This is a genomic window from Haloferax volcanii DS2, from assembly GCF_000025685.1.
Lineage (GTDB): Archaea > Halobacteriota > Halobacteria > Halobacteriales > Haloferacaceae > Haloferax > Haloferax volcanii.
Genome location: NC_013964.1, coordinates 307394 through 325057, shown reverse-complemented (window position 1 = coordinate 325057; position 17664 = coordinate 307394). Strand labels below are relative to the sequence as shown.

11 protein-coding genes and 1 pseudogene are annotated in these 17664 nt (G+C 68.3%); 6 read left to right on the top strand and 6 right to left on the bottom strand.

Annotated features, from left to right (window positions below; translation table 11 throughout):
• The first annotated feature begins 218 nt into the window (after positions 1-218).
• Positions 219-422, top strand: coding sequence for a helix-turn-helix domain-containing protein (locus HVO_RS21145; RefSeq protein WP_161606674.1), 204 nt, complete (start codon positions 219-221; stop codon positions 420-422).
• A gap of 652 nt (positions 423-1074) precedes the next feature.
• Positions 1075-2895 (top strand): annotated as a pseudogene (locus HVO_RS01315) (hypothetical protein); the annotation flags it as partial.
• A 34-nt stretch (positions 2896-2929) separates the two neighbouring features.
• On the opposite strand, the gene HVO_RS01310 reads toward HVO_RS01315, so the two are convergent.
• Both HVO_RS01310 and HVO_RS01305 read right to left on the bottom strand, forming a co-directional pair.
• Positions 2930-3286: a hypothetical protein gene (locus HVO_RS01310; protein ID WP_006600083.1), complete on the bottom strand. Its 357-nt coding sequence runs from the start codon at positions 3284-3286 to the stop codon at positions 2930-2932.
• A gap of 65 nt (positions 3287-3351) precedes the next feature.
• Positions 3352-4374 (bottom strand): LLM class flavin-dependent oxidoreductase, encoded by a 1023-nt coding sequence (locus tag HVO_RS01305; RefSeq protein ID WP_004041270.1) that lies wholly within the window; start codon positions 4372-4374, stop codon positions 3352-3354.
• Positions 4375-4719: 345 nt separating this feature from the next.
• Between HVO_RS01305 and HVO_RS01300 the strand changes: the two genes are divergently transcribed.
• Together HVO_RS01300 and gdhB are read left to right on the top strand one after the other, a co-directional pair.
• Positions 4720-5898: a M24 family metallopeptidase gene (locus HVO_RS01300; protein ID WP_004041271.1), complete on the top strand. Its 1179-nt coding sequence runs from the start codon at positions 4720-4722 to the stop codon at positions 5896-5898.
• 26 nt (positions 5899-5924) lie between these two features.
• The gene (gene gdhB / locus HVO_RS01295) at positions 5925-7232 is read left to right on the top strand and encodes a glutamate dehydrogenase GdhB (RefSeq protein ID WP_004041272.1); all 1308 of its coding nucleotides are present in this window, start codon (positions 5925-5927) and stop codon (positions 7230-7232) included.
• A gap of 57 nt (positions 7233-7289) precedes the next feature.
• Here the strand turns inward: gdhB and HVO_RS01290 are convergent, their stop codons facing one another.
• Positions 7290-10436, bottom strand: a complete 3147-nt coding sequence (locus HVO_RS01290; protein ID WP_004041273.1) for an FAD-binding and (Fe-S)-binding domain-containing protein — start codon at positions 10434-10436, stop codon at positions 7290-7292.
• A 6-nt stretch (positions 10437-10442) separates the two neighbouring features.
• Positions 10443-11411 carry a D-2-hydroxyacid dehydrogenase gene (locus HVO_RS01285; protein ID WP_004041274.1) on the bottom strand — a complete coding sequence of 323 codons (969 nt, stop codon included), beginning with the start codon at positions 11409-11411 and terminating at the stop codon, positions 10443-10445.
• A 129-nt stretch (positions 11412-11540) separates the two neighbouring features.
• Between HVO_RS01285 and HVO_RS01280 the strand changes: the two genes are divergently transcribed.
• The gene (locus HVO_RS01280) at positions 11541-12851 is read left to right on the top strand and encodes an amidohydrolase (protein ID WP_004041275.1); all 1311 of its coding nucleotides are present in this window, start codon (positions 11541-11543) and stop codon (positions 12849-12851) included.
• Positions 12848-14143: a threonine ammonia-lyase gene (locus HVO_RS01275; protein ID WP_004041276.1), complete on the top strand. Its 1296-nt coding sequence runs from the start codon at positions 12848-12850 to the stop codon at positions 14141-14143. The genes HVO_RS01280 and HVO_RS01275 overlap by 4 nt, the downstream gene beginning before the upstream one ends.
• Before the next feature lie 74 nt (positions 14144-14217).
• Here HVO_RS01275 and HVO_RS01270 read toward each other — a convergent pair whose 3' ends face one another.
• Both HVO_RS01270 and HVO_RS01265 read right to left on the bottom strand, forming a co-directional pair.
• Complete coding sequence (locus tag HVO_RS01270) at positions 14218-15582, bottom strand: aminotransferase class III-fold pyridoxal phosphate-dependent enzyme (protein ID WP_004041277.1); 1365 nt, start codon at positions 15580-15582, stop codon at positions 14218-14220.
• 172 nt (positions 15583-15754) lie between these two features.
• Positions 15755-17389, bottom strand: coding sequence for a BCCT family transporter (locus HVO_RS01265; RefSeq protein ID WP_004041278.1), 1635 nt, complete (start codon positions 17387-17389; stop codon positions 15755-15757).
• Positions 17390-17664 lie beyond the last annotated feature (275 nt).

Genomic DNA, 17664 nt, shown 5'->3' with positions numbered 1-17664 from the left:
GCTCGCCACACGCGTCCGAACGGCCGTCGACAAGCACCGGACCGAGCGCGCGCTTGCCGAGAGCGAGGCGCGCTACCGGACGCTCGTCGAGAACGTCCGCGACGCCATCTTCGTCGCCCGCGACGGCGGCGTCGTCCTCGTCAACGAGGCGGCGACGACGCTCACCGGCTACGACCGCGCGGAGCTACCGGACCGTCGAGTCCGATATCGGCGCGAGCGTGCTGGCCGGCCTCACCGACCGACAGCGCGAGTCGCTCGAAGTCGCGTACCGGACGGGCTACTTCGAGCGCCCGAAACGCCGGAGCGCCGCCGAAGTCGCCGAGGCCATCGGCGTCTCGCGGTCGACGTTCACCCAACACCTCCGGGCGGCCCACCGGAAGGTCTTCGCCGAACTGTTCGACGGGGAGCGCGGCGGTCGGTGAACCGACCGCTCCGATACGCGTTCGTCGGTTCCTCCGCGCTCCCGTGCCGAGCGCTATCACGCCGCTCGGTTTTTGCCGGATACCGCATAATGGTGGTGTCCCATTATTCCCACGTAATCGAGTCGAGATATCTGAAGGTCACCCCACCCAGAATATCACGGACGGGAGTGGGTGTACGGTGGGCCGCACGGAGAACTCAATGGCAGACAAAGTATTCAAACTCACGCGACGCCGCGCCCTCGGGGGGCTCCTCACGATTGGTGCGGGAAGCGCCGCCGCCGGCGTGGGCACGTTCGCCCTCTTTAACGACACGAATCGAGCACCGAGAACACGCTTCAGGCGGGGACGCTGAGCCTCGCCGACGGAGCCAGTTCCGCGAGTTTCAGCGCCACGGGTCTCGCGCCCGGCGACGAGACCGACACTTTCGAAGTCGACCTCGAAAACGACGGGTCGCTCGACGGCAGTCTCGACATCGACCTCACGCTGACCGAAAACGACAGCGACGCCACGGCCGGCGACGACGGCGACGCGGACGCCTCGGTGGCGGACCTCGCGGGCGTCCTCGACGTGACGACGTTCGAAGTCGGGAGCCTCGACGTGCTCGACGACCGCTTCGGCGGCTCGGCCACCCTCGCCGACGTGGTCGCGGCGAACGGCGACGCGGTGTCGCCGCCTCGTCGACGCGTCGGCGGCCGACCGCGACGACGACGCCGAGTGCTTCGAGGAGGTCGACTTCGACCGTCTCTCGCGGGGCGACCGCGTCCTCTGTCTCCCCGGCGAGCGCCTCCCCGTCCACGGCGTCGTCCGGGCGGTCCGGCGTTGGGACCCGTCGTCGGCGTCGTTCGTCGGCGTCGACGGTGACGCCACGCTCGTCGAACGCGAGCGCGAGCGGTCCTCTTCCGACGAGGGTGACGGGCCGCGAACCGAGACGCGTCCGGTCGACGTCGGCGACGAAGTCGAACCCGGCGACCGGCCGACCGAGACGGCGCTGGTGGTCGAGTACCGCCCGCCGCGTGCGAGCCTGTTCCCGCTTCCGCTGTCGCTCGCCTCGCTCTTGCCGGCGAAACTTTTCGGCACGCTCTCGCCGCAGTTCTCGCAGGTCGTCGGCCGGGTGTTTATGGTCTTCGTCGTCATCGGCATCGTGCTGGTCGGAACCGGCTTTGCCGCTCCCGGAAGCATCGAACGCTTCCTCGACGACCGCGGTATCAACGGCGTGCTCTCGGACCTCCGTGGCGACGACCCCGAGCCGTCGCCGCCGACCGTCACCGTGACTCCCCCGCCGCCGCCGACGCCGGACGCCCCACCGGAGGAAACGAACCAGTTCGAAGACCCGGACACCCCGACACCCGCGTCGACGCCGAGCGCGACCACAACGCCGAACCCGCCCCCGTCGTCGCCCACGCCAACGCCCGCGCCGACGAGCAGTCCACCCCCGACCACCACGGCACGCGCTGGAACTGGCGGTGGCGTTGGAGGCGGCGGTGGCGGTAGCGGTGGCGGTGGCAGTGGCGGTGGCGGTGGAGGTGGTGGCTCCGGAGACAGTCAAACGACGACGACGGCCGAATCGTCGGTGTCGCCCGACCCGACGCTCACGGTCGAGGCCGCGGACCCGGCGACGGTCCGCAGCGTCGACGGGACGGTCGGGACGCTCAGCGGCCCCGTGACCGGGACGCTCTCGTGGACCGGCACGGTCGACAGCGTCGTGCTCGTGGTGAACGCGTGGGTCCCCGACGACGGCTGGCAGGAAGAGCGGCGCGTCACGCTCCGGGAGTCGAGTCCCGTGGACATCGCCACCGCACTCGGCTCCGACGTGACGTACGCCGAGGGGAACCGAACCGCCGGCTTCGCCGCCACCGACGACGGCGAGACGACTGTCACGACGGGCTACGTCTCCGTGACCGCGGTGTTCTTCCGCGACTCGACCGAGGTCGCCCGAACCGAGGAGACGGCGTCGTTCGACGTGACCGTCGAGAACACCGCCGGGAGCGCCCCGGCGGGCGTCGACCTCGAACTCGGCTCCGGCGGGGCGGGCGTCTCGCTTCTCGACACCCAGTCGGTCGCACCCGGCTCCGCGGGCAACTCGACGGGGACGCTCACCAACCGCGGGCGCGACCCTGGCGTGTTGACGCTGGAGTCGATGCCGTTCGAGTCCGCCGAAAACGGTCGCTCCGGCCCCGAGTTAGCGGTCGATTCGACCGGCGGAGCCGACGAGGGCGAACTCCACGAGGCGCTCGCCGTCAGACTCCGCGTCGAGCGGGCCAACGGGACGAGTTCCTACGTGCTCGGAAATGAGACGACGTATCTCGACTTCGCCGACGTGTGGAACGAATCCGTCTCGCTCGGCCGACTCGATGGCGGGGAGTCCCTGTCGCTCGTCGTCGAGTGGCAGATTCGGGAGGCGGCAGGCAACGAGATACAGACCGACAGCGTCGACGTGGAGTTCGTCTTCGCGCTCGAACAGGCGACCGGCTGAGCCGTTCGCGCCTCGTTTTTCCGTCGTTCGCCGCTCAGCCGACGAAGAGCCGGAGGTTGAACGCCGTGGCGAACGCCCCGATGACGGCGAGCGTGACCGGCGGCAGGTAGTACAGCACCTTGTCGCCGGCGCGAGCGCCGTAGACGCAGATACCGAGACAGAGGAGGAACACCGCGAGCTTCGGGAGGACCAGCCCCCACCGTCCGAGAGCGTCCGTGCTCGCCACGAGGAGGGCGTTCGCCTCGTCGAACCGGCGCTCGTAGTAGAGAATCGTCAGCGTCGTGACGATGTCGCCGACGCCGTAGGTCGCCAGCGCGATGAGCCAGAGCAGCGAGAACTCTCTGGCCTCGAACGGCGTGTCTTCGAGCCGGAGATGACGTAGGCGTGACACACCTCTCATTTCGGGGACTGGGATATGAATCGACCGGGAGACGGACTGTCTCGGAGACCGGCGCGTCAGACGAGGTCGACGCCCTCTGCGAGCAGCTCGTGCGAGCGGAGGCCGTCTTCGTGATTGCCGACGACGTGTTGAATCATCATCTCGTCGGCCCCGACGCGCTCCGCGAGCTGGTCCAACAGCCCCGAAATCGTGTCGGGACTGCCGGAAATCGCGCGCGGCCACTCCTTCGCTCCGAGGGTCGCCGGCGTGGGCTCGGGGACGCCGCCGAGTTCGTCTATCGCCTCCTCGACGGTCGGTCGCGTGCCGACCTCGCCGCGGCGCATCCGCTTGTACGACGCCTCGGCCACCGCGCGGAGTCGCGCGGCCTCCTCGTCGGTCTCGGCGCAGACGGCGTTCACCGCGACCATGCCGTGTGGTTCGTCGATGCCGCCGTCGAGCGACGACGACTGGAAGCTCTCGCGGTACTCCTCGAAGGAGTGGACGGCGAACTGGGGTCTGATGAAGCCCGCGAAGCAGTAGGGGAGTCCGAGTTCGCCCGCGATGGTCGCGCTCGACGGACTCGACCCGAGCACCCACGGAACCGGCAGGTCGCCGTCGCCCCGCGGGATTTCGAGGTCGGCGTAGGGGTGTTCGTCGGGGTAGTCGTCGTAGAGGTGGTTGACGACGGCCTCGATTTTCTCCGCGTGGTCGCCGTCGGGGTCCTCGACGTGCCGGTCCGTCCCGAGCGCCTGGTCCGCCGCCGGCGACCCGTTCGCCCGCCCGAGTCCCGCGTCGATGCGGCCGGGCGCGAGTCCGTCGAGCGCGCCGAACTGTTCTGCGACCTTGAACGGGCTGTAATGGTTGAGCAACACCGCGCCGGAACCGAGCCGAATCGAGTCCGTCTCGGCGGCGAGGTGGCCGAGCAACACCTCGGGCGTCGTCCCCGCGAGGGTGTTCGCCATGCCGTGGTGCTCGGCGACCCAGAAGCGCGAGTAACCCAGTCGCTCGGCTTGCTTGGCGGTTTCGACGGTGTTCGCGTACGCGTCGGTCGCGGTCCCACCTTTTGGAACCGGCGAGAGGTCGACGATAGAGAAGTCCATACCCCCGCTCCGAGACTGCGAGGAATAACGATTGGGCTCCCAGCAGATGCGTACTGTTCTCGGTGAGCCGGTGGCAGTTAGAATTGTATCTGTGGAACACAATAGATTGGTGAAATAATCTAGATTATCTATATTAGTCACATAGTTTAGGTAATTTAAATTTCTGGAGGCTTAATGTGGCTGTAATGAGACACGACCGGTACCTGTGGCCCTCTGCATCGGATATAGTCATGTGGATAATATACAATACTAACTGCCACCGCGGCGTTAGCGTACACAGTATCCGTGACCGTGGTCCACAAAAAATTTTTACGGGCCCTATTCGATGGTTCGATAGAAGTTCCCATGCCAAGAGCCGTATTCGACAGCGCCGAGTACGACAGACGCATCGCCCGGACCAAAGAGCGGATGGCCGAGCGGGGACTGGACGCGCTCTTCGTGAGCGACCCCGCGAACATGAACTATCTCACCGGCTACGACGGCTGGTCGTTTTACGTCCATCAGGGCGTCGTGGTCACGCGGGACCGCGACGAACCCGTGTGGGTCGGCCGCGACATGGACGCCAACGGCGCGCGCGCGACGACCACGCTGAGCGAGGAGAGCATCCGGCCGTACAGCGACGACCACGTCCAGTCGCCGCACGACCTCCACCCGATGGACTTCGTCGCGGCCGTGCTGGAGGACCTCGGCGTCGACGACGCTCGCGTCGGCCTCGAAATGGACGCCTACTACTTCACCGCGAAGTCGTACACGCGCCTGCAAAAGAATCTCGCCGAGGCGAGCTTCGAGGACACGACGCTCCTCGTGAACCGCGTGCGCATCAAGAAGTCCGACGCCGAACTCGACTACATGCGCGAGGCCGCCCGCATCTCCGAGAACGCGATGCAGGCCGGCCTCGACGTCATCGAGGCGGGCGTCCCCGAGTACGAGGCCGCCGAGGCAATCTACTCGGTGCTCATCGAGGGAACCGACGACTACGGCGGCGACTACCCGTCTATCGTCCCGCTGATGCCCTCTGGCGACCACACCGGCACGCCGCACCTCACGTGGACCGACCGCGAGTTCGAGGACGGCGACCCGGTCATCATCGAACTCTCGGGCTGTCGCCACCGCTACCACTCGCCGCTCGCACGGACGACGTTCGTCGGCGACCCGCCCGAAGAGCTGTCCCGGCGGGCCGACATCGTCGTCGAGGGGATGGAAGCCGCCCTCGACGCGGTCGCACCCGGCGTGACCTGCGAGGCCGTCGAGAAGGCGTGGCGCGACACCATCGCTCAGTACGGCATCGAGAAGAAAGACCGCATCGGCTACTCGATGGGGCTGGGCTACCCCCCGGACTGGGGCGAACACACGGCGAGCCTCCGCCCCGGCGACGAGACCGTCCTCGAAGAGAACATGACGTTCCACACCATCCCCGGTCTCTGGTTCGACGACTTCGGCGTCGAACTCAGCGAGACGTTCGTCGTCACGTCCGACGGGGCGGAACCGCTGGCCGACTTCCCCCGCCGGCTATTCACAACTTAATTATGACTCCGGGTCACAGCCCTAATATGATGAACGAAGATGGCAAAAATCGAAACGGCGAGGCGGTCACCGACGGCGGCTCGGGGTCCGAACCCGAGACGGCGCTGGCGACCGCGCGACGGCAACTCGAACGCGCGGCGAGTCACGCCGACGTGGACGACGGCGTCGTCGCGCGCCTGAAGCACCCGACGCGAGTCCAGCAGGTGTCGGTCCCGCTCCGCCGCGACGACGGCTCGCTCGACGTGTTCACCGGCTTCCGCGCCCAGCACGACGACGTGCGCGGGCCGTACAAGGGCGGACTTCGCTACCACCCGGAAGTGACCGCCGACGAGTGCATCGGCCTCTCGATGTGGATGACCTGGAAGTGCGCCGTGATGGACCTGCCGTTCGGCGGCGGCAAGGGCGGCGTCGCGGTCGACCCGAAGACGCTCTCCGACGAGGAGCGCGAGCGACTCACGCGCCGCTTCGCCGAGGAGATTCGCAACGTCGTCGGGCCGAAGAAGGACGTTCCCGCGCCCGACATGGGAACCGGTCCGCAGGAGATGGCGTGGTTCATGGACGCCTACTCGATGCAGCAGGGCGAGACGACGCCCGGCGTCGTGACGGGCAAGCCGCCGGTCATCGGCGGGTCATACGGCCGCGAGGAGGCTCCCGGTCGCTCCGTCGCCATCGTCACCCGCGAGGCCGTTGACTTCTACGACTGGGATATCGAAGACACGACCGTCGCGGTCCAAGGGTTCGGTTCGGTCGGCGCGAACGCCGCCCGCCTCCTCGACGAGTGGGGCGCGAAGGTGGTCGCCGTCTCCGACGTGGACGGAGCCATCTACGACCCCGACGGCCTCGACACGCAGGACGTCGAGGGCCACGACGAGCGCCCCGGCATGGTGTCGGGCTACGACGCCCCCGAGTCGCTCTCGAACGAGGAACTGCTCGAACTCGACGTGGACGTGCTCATCCCGGCGGCCATCGGGAACGTCATCACGACCGAGAACGTCGACTCCATCTCGGCGGAGATGGTCGTCGAGGGCGCGAACGGGCCGACGACGTTCGCGGCCGACGCCGTCCTCGAAGAGCGCGGGATTCCCGTCATTCCCGACATCCTCGCCAACGCCGGCGGCGTGACGGTCTCGTACTTCGAGTGGTTACAGGACATCAACCGCCGCCAGTGGTCGCTCGAACGCGTCCACGAGGAACTCGAATCGGAGATGCTCAAGGCGTGGAACGCGGTCCGCGAACACGTCGAAGAACGCGACCTGACGTGGCGCGACGCGGCGTACGTCGTCGCGCTCTCTCGCATCGGCGGCGCGAAGGAGACGCGGGGCCTCTGGCCCTGAGCGACTGCGCGTCGGGCGAAAGCTGACACGACTCGCGGTTCTTTTTCGGCGCGCGTCTCAGTCAGCGACCGCTTCGGAGACCTTCTCTATCGGGTGCGGCGGGTCGTCGGCCGCGCCGTCCACGTCCTCCAGTTGGGTCCGACACGACGCGCCGGGGGCGACGACGGTGTCGCCGCGGTTCCCGCTAATCTGGTCCGCGAGGATGCCGCCGATGGCCGTCGACAGCGAGTGGTGTTCGGCCTCGTAGCCGAAGCTCCCGGCCATCCCGCAACAGCCGGAATCGAGCGGGTCCACGTCGTAGCCGGCGCGCCGGAGGACACCGACAGCGTGGTGGTCCTTCCGCGTCGCCTTCTGGTGGCAGTGACCGTGGTACGTCAGCGTCTCGTCGTCCGCGCCCGCCGAGGCGTCGCGGTCGAGGTCCTCCACGAGACGCTTCGCGTCGAGGTACTCCATGATGCCGTAGGTCTCGGCGGCGACGCGCTCGGCGTCCTTGCTCGAAAGTAGGTCGAGGTAGTCCGACTGGAACATGACCGCGTCCGAGGGCTCGACGAGCACGACGCTCCAGCCGGCTTCGACGCGGGGCGCGAGCGCGTCGACGTTCGTCTCGGCGCGCGCCCGCGACCGGTCGAGAAAGCCCTTCGAGTGGGCCGGGCGGCCGGTCGCGGTCACGTCGTCGGGAATCGAGACGTGGACGCCGGCGGCTTCGAGGACGCGGACCGCGGCCTTCCCCGCGTCGGGGTGGTTGTAGTTGGTGTAGCTGTCCGGGAACAGAAGCACCTTGTCGGTCGCCTCGGCCTCGGGGACGCGAGCGCCGCCGCGCGCCTCGAACCAGTCTTCCAGCGATTCGCGGTGGAACGTCGGGAGCGACCGCTCTCGGGCGATGCCGACGGTCTTCTCCATGACCGTCCGCGCGCCAGGCACCTTCGCCGCCCAGTTCGAAAGCGGAGCGAGTCGCGACCCCAGTTCGTTCAGCCGGTCCACCTCGGCAAACAGGTGGTCTCGGAGGCTCGCACCCTCGCGCTGGTGGTGGGCGTGTTCGACTTCGGCTTTGAGTTTCGCCATGTCGACTTCGCTCGGACAGTCGCGGGCACAGCCCTTACAGCCGACACAGAGGTCCAGCACCTCGCGCATGAACTCGGTGTCCGTCGCGTCGGCGTCGAGGTCGCCGCTCATCGCCTGTCTGAGCATGTTCGCGCGACCGCGGGTCGACAATCCTTCCTCTTCCGTGGCGCGGTAGGTCGGACACATCACGCCGCCGGTGGTCGACTGGTCGCCCCGACAGCCGCCGCAGCCGTGGCAGAGTTCCGCCATCCCCTGAAAGCCGTTTTCGGTGTCCCACTCGAGCTCGGGGTCGAAGCCGGCGTCGAACTCGTAGTCGGGGTCGAACCGGAGGTTCTCGGTCATCGACACGTCGCCGCAGACCTGCCCCGGATTCAGGATCCAGTCGGGGTCGAACGCCGTCTTGAGGTCGCGGAAGGCGTTCCAGAGGCGGTCGCCGTACAGTTTGCGGTTCCACTGGGTTCGCGCGCGGCCGTCGCCGTGTTCGCCCGACACCGACCCGCCGGCCTCGACGACGAAGTCGGTCACCTCGTCGGCGATGGTCTCGAACGAGTCGAGGCCGTCGAGCGTCTTCGTGTTGACGAGCGGGCGGACGTGCAACACGCCCGGCCCCGCGTGGGCGTAGAAACTCGTGTTGGCGTCGTGGTCGTCGATGACCTCGCGGAAGCGCTCGACGTACCCCGGGAGTTCGTCGGCCGGGACGGCGCAGTCCTCGATGAACGAGATGTGCTTCTCGTCGGTCGTCCGCGAGAGCAGGATGGGCGCGGCGGCCTTGCGCATCTCCCAGAGCCCCGCGCGCGCCGCCTCGTCGTGGGCTTCCAGCGCGTCGAACGCGCGGGCGTCGTCGTCGACGCCGACGCCCGAAGACGGCGTCGCCTCCGGCGTCACCGAGGGCGCGCGGGCCGTCAGCAGGTCGGCAACTTTCCGCCGGCCGTCCGCGTCGGAGTCGGCGTAGAACTCGACCAGCAGGGCCGCGCGGGTCCCGTCGGGGAGCGACGCGGCCACGTCGTGGAACTCGGCGGTGTCGAGCGCGAGGTCGATGAGCACGTCGTCGATGAGTTCGACCGCCGCGGGGTCGTGGTCGAGGATGGGGGCCACGTCGGCGGCGGCGTCGAACACGTCCTCGTAGGTGAGGAGCGCGACCGCCTTCGTCTCCGGGAGCGGTTCGAGCGAGACGGTCGCCTCGGTCACGACGGCGAGGCTCCCCTCGCTCCCGGCGAGCAGGCGCGCGAGGTTCACGGTCCCCGACCCGCAGTCCGGGTCGGTTCCGGTCCCGTCGGCCAGCGGGCGCTCCCCGCGGGCCTCCTCGACCAGCGCGTCGAGGTTGTAGCCCGAGACGTTGCGCTTGAGGTCCGGGTAGCGGGCGTCTATCTCCGCTCGTTCCTCGTCGAGCACGCGGACGACCTCGGCGTAGATTCGGGGGAGAAGCGGACTCTGCGGCCCGTCGGAACCCCACGCGTCGCTCTCGGGGTCGGCCTTCTCCCGGAGTTCGGCCACGCGCATCTCGTCGAAGCGGTGGACGCTCCCGTCGGCGAGGACGACCTCGCACTCCTCGACGTAGTAGTCGGTCTTGCCGTACTTCAGGGAGTGCGCGCCGGTGGAGTTGTTGCCGATAGCGCCCCCGAGGACGCTCCGGTCGCCCGCGGCGGGGTCCGGGCCGAAAGTGAGACCATGGTCGGCCGCGGAGTTATTGAGGTCCGCGAGCGTAACCCCGGCCTGCGCGGTCGCCGTCGCCGCCTCGGAGTCCACCGACTGGACCCCGTCCATGTGCCGCGAGAGGTCAAGGACGACCGCCTCGTTGACGGCCTGTCCGGCGAGGCTCGTGCCGCCGCCGCGGGGGAGGACGGGAATCTCGCGGTCGGCGCAGTACTCTACGACGGCCGCCACGTCGGCGGTCGAGGTCGGCATGACGACGCCGACGGGGAGCACCTCGTACGCTGAGGCGTCGGTCGCGTACAGTTGTCGGGTGTACTCGTCGAATCGCACGTCGCCGTCGACGAGGCGTTCGAGGTCGCGGACGAGCGCCTCGCGGTCGGTGTCGCCGCCGACGTAGTCGTAGTCGGCGCGCGGGTCGTCGCCGGGGTCGGCTGACGGGTCGGTCCGCTGGCCGTCGCTGGAGTCGTCCGGACGTTCCTGCGTCGCCATCGGGAGTCAGTTCGACTCGGCGGCCAGCACTTGGTTCTCCAGCTCCTCGCCCTCGTCGAGCCGCCCGAGGTTCCCGGCGACGATGTCGGCGAGGCGGTCCCAGTGCTTCGGCGTGTGGCCGCCCGTGTGGGGCGTGATGAGGCAGTTTTCCAGTCCCCACAGTGGGTGGTCGGCGGGGAGCGGCTCGGGGTCGGTCACGTCGAGCGCGGCCCCGCGAATCTTGTTCGACCGCAGCGCCGACACGAGCGCGTCGGTGTCGACGATGCCGCCGCGGGCGGCGTTGACGAGCACGGCGTCGGTCGGCATCGTGGCGAACTCCGCGTCCCCAATGAGCCTGCGGGTCAGGTCGTTCAGCGGGCACGCGACCACGACGTAGTCGCTCCGGGAGAGCGCGTCGTGAATCGCGTCGGAGTCGAAGCCGGCGACTTCGTCGGTCGGCCCGCCCTTCGACGGGGTGTAGCGGATGCCGATGGTCTCCACTTCGAAGCCCTGCAAGCGCTGGGCGACGGCCTGCCCGATGGAGCCGAGGCCGATAATCGTCACCGTGCTGTCGGTGAACTCGCCCGATTGGAAGTGCCGCCACTCGGCGCGCTCTTTGCGCCGCCAGCCCTCGTGGAGTCGGCGGGCGAACACGAGCATGTTGCCGATGGCCTGCTCGGCGATGCCCGGCGCGTGGATGCCGCCGGCGTTGGTGACGGCGACGCCGTGGTCCGCGAGCGCGTCCATCGGGACGTGGTCGGTGCCGGCGAACGTGCAGGCGAACAGTTCGAGGCGGTCGGCGCGGTCCAGCAGGTCCTCGTCTATCGTGATGCCCGTGACGACGCGGGCGTCGACGACGAGTTCGCGTTCCTGTTTCGGCGTCCGGGCGAGCGTCACGGTCCGGTCCGGGAGGCGCTCGCGGAGCGCGTCGGCGTACGATTCCATCGAAAGGCCCTCGGTCCCCTCGCGGAGGACGACGATGTCTGTCTCGGTCATGATATCGGTCGCGCGCGTCGCGGGCGCGGTTGCTACATCGATTGGGTGACGCTCCCTTAGTCTTTTTGTGTAGCCGGTGTCCACGGATACCGTTTATACTTAAGTGGGTGGCGGGTGGTACGTGTACGCATGGCTGACGCCGTTCGAGCGCGATTAGCGGAGCTTCGCAGAGACCTCCACCGCCACCCCGAACCGGGCTGGTGCGAGTTCCGGACGACCGCGCGGCTCGTCGAGGAACTCCGCGCCGTCGGCGTGGACGAACTCGCCGTCGGCGCGGACGCCTACGACCCCGCAGACCGGATGGCCGTCCCGAGCGACGACCGGCTCGACGAGTGGTACGAGCGGGCGCTCGACCGCGGGACCGACCCGGAGCTTCTCGAACCCCTCCGCGGCGGGACGACCGGCTGTGTCGCCGTCCTCGACCGCGGCGAGGGACCGACGGTCGGTCTCCGGGTCGACATCGACGGGCTGTTCATCGAGGAGTCGGACGACGCGGGCCACGACCCCGCCGCCGAGGGCTTCCGCTCGGAGACGGGCGAGACGATGCACGCCTGCGGCCACGACACCCACATGACGTGGGGGCTGGCGACGCTCGAAGCCGTCAAGGAGAGCGACTTTTCGGGTCGCCTCGCCGTGTTCTTCCAGCCGGCAGAGGAGGTTTCGGGGGGCGGCGCGCCCATGGCGAAAAGCGAGTACGCCGCCGGCATCGACTACTTCTTCGCGGTCCACGTCGGCCTCGACCACCCGACGGGCGAAGTCGTCGCCGGCATCGAGAAACCGCTCGCCATGTGCCACATCGACGCGGAAATCGAGGGGACGACCGCCCACGCCGGAAAAGCGCCGGAGGCCGGCGCGAACGCCATCCACGCGCTCGGAACGGCCATCGAGAGCGTCTACGGCATCCCGCGACACTCCGACGGGATGACTCGCGTCAACGTCGGTCGGGTCGAAGGCGGCACCGCGAGCAACGTCATCGCCGACGAGGTCGAGGCCGTCGCCGAGGCGCGCGGCGAGACGACTGAACTCATGGAGTACGCGAAGTCCGAACTCCGCCGGCGGTTCGAGAAGGCCGCCGAACTGCACGGCTGCGAGGCGACGGTCGACGTGGTCAGCGAGAGTCCCCGGGCCGACAGCGACCCCGAACTCGTGGAGGCTGTGGCCGACGCGGCCGAGACCGTCGAGAGCGTCGACCGCGTCGTCCAGACCGCCGACTTCGGCGCGAGCGAGGACGCGACGTTCCTCATGGAGCGCGTCCAGCGCGACGGCGGCCTCGCCTGTTACTCTATCGTCGGGACCGACCATCCGACGAGCCACCACACCGCGACGTTCGACGTGGACGAACGAAGCCTCGAAACCGGCGTCGACGTGCTCACGCGGTCGATTCTGTCGGTCGCGGGGTTCGAGTCGGCACCGACAGTCGGGGCGAGAGCGAACCGATGAGCGACGGGCGCGTCACCGGCGAGTCGGCACCGCCGGCGTCCGAAATCGTCACCGCCGACGACGTGGCGGACGCCCACGAGCGCCTCGACGGCGTGGTCCACCGGACGCCGCTCGATAGCTCGCGGACGATAGCCGACCGCTGCGGGGCCGAGCGGGTCGACCTCAAACTGGAGAACGTCCAGCGGACGGGGTCGTTCAAGATTCGCGGCGCGTACAACGCGATGGCGCAACTCCCCGAGTCGGTGCGCGAGCGGGGCGTCGTCGCCTCCAGCGCCGGCAACCACGCGCAGGGCGTCGCACTCGCGGGCGACCTATTGGACATCGACACGACCATCGTCGTCCCCGAAATCACGCCGGCGGTGAAAATCGACGCGACCCGCGGTTACGGCGCGGACGTCGTCGTCGAAGGAGAACTGTACGAGGAGTCGTACGAACACGCCCTGCGACTCGCAGAGGACGAGGGACTGGAGTTCGTCCACCCCTTCGACGACGCGGCCGTCATCGCCGGGCAGGGAACCGTCGGGCGGGAAATCGCGGCCGACGCGCCCGGCGTGGACGCGGTTCTCGTCTCCATCGGCGGCGGCGGGCTCATCTCGGGCATCGCCACCGCGATGCAGGCGCGGGACCCCGAGGTGCGAGTTATCGGCGTCCAACCCGAGGGCGCGGCCCACGCCAAGCCCTCGCTGGAGGCCGACGAGATTCGCATGCTCTCGGCGGTCGATACCGTCGCCGAGGGCATCGCCGACGCGCGACTGTTAGAGCGGACCTTCGCGGTCGTCCGCGACCGCGTCGACGACGTGGTCTCGGTCGACGACACGGACCTCGCGGTCGCCACGACGGTCCTCGCGCAGCGGGCGAAGACGGTCACCGAACCGGCCGGCGCGGCCCCGGTCGCCGCGCTGCTCTCCGGCGCGGTCGATGTCGAGGACGAGCGCGTCGCGGCCGTCGTCTCCGGCGGCAACGTCGGCCTCTCCGAACACGCCGAACTGACTCGCGTCGGGATGCAGGCGCTCGGGCGCGCCGTCGAAGCCCGCCTCGAACTCGACGGCTGGCCGGCGACGCTGGGCGACCTCTCCGAGGCAGTCGCTGCCTCGGGGGCCGAACTCGACAGCGTCGAGCGCGCCGCCCGAACCGCGTCCGACGCGCCGAATCGGGTTCCGGTCGAGGTCCGACTCGACGGGAGCGGCCCGGACCACCTCGCGGACGTCCTCGACTCGCTTTCGGCGCTTGACGGAGTCGAAGTCGCTTCGCACTCGCTGGACGAGCGCGGCGAGTCTACTGAGTCATCCTGACGCGTCCGGAAAAACGGGGGTGGCCCCTCTCGGGCCTGCATCTCTTCTGTGCTGTTCGCTGGCGACGCCGACCCTCACGCGACCGCTTCGGTCGCCACGGCGTCCATCGCCTCGCAGAAGATACCCACGCCCAGTTCGATTTCGCGCTCGGTGGAGTCGAGCGGGGGCAGGAGGCGAATCGTCTTCTTCCCGCAGCCGAGGGTGAGCAGGCCGCGGTCGAGCGCCGCCTCGACGACGGCGTCGCGGCGCTTCTTGGTGTCGAACTCGACGGCGAGCATCAGGCCCTTGCCGCGCACGTCGACCACGTGGTCGGGCGCGTCGTCGGCGAGGAGTTCCCTCGCCTGCCGGCCGCGCTCGGTCGCGTTGTCGAGCAGGTCGTACTCCTCGATGGCGTCGAGGGTGAGCGCGCCCTGCATCGACGCGAGCAGGTCGCCGCCGCCGAACGTCGACCCGAGGCGGTTCTTCTCGGTCGGGAACACGTCGGTCCGCGAGACGGTCGCGCCGACGCGGAGTCCCTTCGCGCTGGCGATGACGTCGGGTTCGATGGGGTAGTGGTCGGCGGCCCACATCTCGCCGGTGCGGCCGACGCCCGACTGAATCTCGTCCACGACGAGCGGGATGTCGTAGGTGTCGCAGACGTCGCCCACCTCGGCCATGAACGCCTCGCTCGGGAAGCGGTAGCCGCCGACGCCCTGAATCGGTTCGAGAATCGCGAAGGCGACCTCGTCGGGGTTGACGTGGCCGCCCTCCGGCGACAGGGAGTTCCGCAACCGCGAGCCGTCGCCCGCGAAGAAGCCGCAGTCGCAGGCGTCGTCGTCCCCCGAACAGCCCGAATCCGCGCAGAACGGCACCGTCTCGATGCCCGCGACCTGCGGATAGTGGCGGGTGTAGACCTCCTTCGACTTCGTGAGCGAGAGCGTCCCGAGCGTCCGGCCGTGGAAACTCCCCTCGAAGGCGTAGCCGTACTTCGCGGGGGCCTCGTGGTCGTGCGTTATCTTCATCGCGTTCTCGACGGCTTCGGCCCCGGAGTTCGACAGGAACACCGTGTCCATCCCGTAGTGAGAGGACACGTCGGTGAGCTTGTCCATCAGGTGGCTCGCCCCGGGGAACTCGGCCGTCTCGGGGTCCGGACCGGCTCCGAAGTACATGTCCTGCCCGGCGATTTTCATCGGCTCGACGAGGTCGAACTCCCGGAGTTTCGACAGCACCTTCTCGTTGTTGTAGCCGAGCGGGGCGGCCCCGATGTGACAGGTGAAGTCCAAGAGGACGTTGCCGTCCACGTCGGTGACGAACGGGCCGTCGGCCTCGGCGGTCACGTCCCAGACGAACTCGTGGGAGTACTCGCTGGGCGCGGCGTGTTCGTGGTGGAACTCGACCCACTTCTCGGCGTTGGGTCCGGGCAGCGCTGCTGCGTCCGGCTCTGCGGTATCCCGATTCATACACAGGATTTGTTAATGCCATACATTAAAACTTGGTATCTCAGGGACGACCGTGTTGGTCTATTCGCGTCGGCCGTATCGACCGCGCCGGCGGCGCTCGCGATGGGAACCGAGCGCAGAGAACGGAGACGGACGGCGACGGGGACGGAACTGCGGTCGGCTGGACTCGGCGTCAGTCGTCGTCGTGGCTGGAGACGTTCACGGCCGGCGCTTGCCCGCCGGTCGACTCCGACTTCCCCCAGAGGCGCGTCTCGTCTTGGAGGAGGAGGCTGCCGTAGTCCTGTTGGAAGGTTCGGATGAGTCCGAGCGTCGCTATCACGCAGATAATCGCGAACGGCGCGCCCGTGATAATCGCCGCGGACTGCAAGGCGTTCACGCCGCCGACGACCATCAGGATGGACGCGACCGCGCCCTGGAGGACGGCCCAGAAGATGCGGTTGAGCGCGGACGGCTCTTCTTTCCCGCCGGTGGTCATCATCGACACCGCGAGCGTCGAGGAGTCGGCCGAGGTGACGAAGAACGTCGTCACGAGCACGAGGAACGCGAACAGGAGGAGCGGCCCGGCGATGGGGAGATTGCCGAAGAGGACGTACCCCGAGACCGCCTCGCCGTACTCCGAGACCGGACCGAGGACGTTCGCCGCGCCCGTGTGCTGCATGATGACGCCCGCGCCGCCGACGATGGCGAACCACGGGACCGTCGCGAGCGAGGTCGCGCCGATGCCGGCGAACGCGACTTCGCGGACGCTCCGACCGCGCGAGATGCGGGCGATGAACAGCCCCGCGAAGGGCGACCACGCGAGCGGCCAAAGCCAGTAGAAGACGGTCCACGCGTTGACCCACTTACTGGCGCTGGTCGCGGTGGCCTGCGTGAACAGGCTCATCTGGAAGAAGTCACCGACGAAGCCGCCGGTCGCCTGCGTACCGAGTTCGAGGATGCGGAAGGTCGGCCCGAATATCAGCGTCGCGAGCATCAATAGGCCGAACACGACCATGTTGAAGTTCGAGAGCCGTCGAATCCCCTTGTCGACGCCCAGCACTAACGAGATGGTGAAGATGACGACCATGCCCGTGATGACGAGGATGGTTCCCACGTCGCCAAGTTGGATTCCCCACTGGAAGTTCAGGCCGGTGATGAACTGGCTTCCGATGAAGCCCAGCGAGGTTGCGACGCCGCCGAGGGTCGCGAACACGGCGAGGATATCGACGGTTTTCCCTATCGCGCCGTCGACGTTGTCCGCACCGAGAATCGGCGTCAGGACCGCCGACACGCGAAGCGGCGCGTCGTAGTTGTAGACGAAGTAGCCGATGGCGAGACCCATCACGGTGAAACACGACCACTGGGTCAGACTCCAATGGAAGATAGAGTACTGGACCGCAAGCGGCATCGCCGCCGAGGACTGGGCCTCGGCCCCGTACAGCGGCGGGACCGTCGAGTAGTGGAACAGCGCCTCCGCGGGGCCCCAGAAGACGATGCCCGCCGCGAGGCCGGCGGAGTACATCATCGCGAAGTACGAGAGGAAGCCGTACTCGGGGTCCTCGTCACCGAGCTTCAGGTTCCCCCACGGCCCGAAGATGACGAAGCCCAAGAACAGGACGAACCCGAGCATCGCTATCAGGAAGAACCAGTTGAACGTCGCGAGAATCCACCGGCGAATCCCGAGGACGAACTCGTAGGAGCCTTCGGGATTGAGGCTGAACGCGCCGACGAAAAGCAGCGTTATCGCCGCGCCGAACGCGAATATCACCGGCTCGATTTCGTCGAGGAACTCGCTGACCGCGCCGTTGGAGGAACTCACCGCCGACACCCCCCGTGAGTGACCGCGCCTCTCGACTCCGTCCGCACGGAGCCGTCACCTCCCGACTGACTGGTCGAGGCCCGCGCCCCGAACTGTGCGCCACGATGACCGTTGCACCCGTGTGCTGTAATGTGGTCTGTCATGCTATCGCTCCGACGGACACCATGCTACCTGGTGTCTTACGTCACGACAAGTGCAAACATTACCATAAAATTTGTGGTTATCGGTGACGTCGAGAACGGAATCCGTTTACAAACGGTCGAAAAATCGGTGGTCGGTTCGAT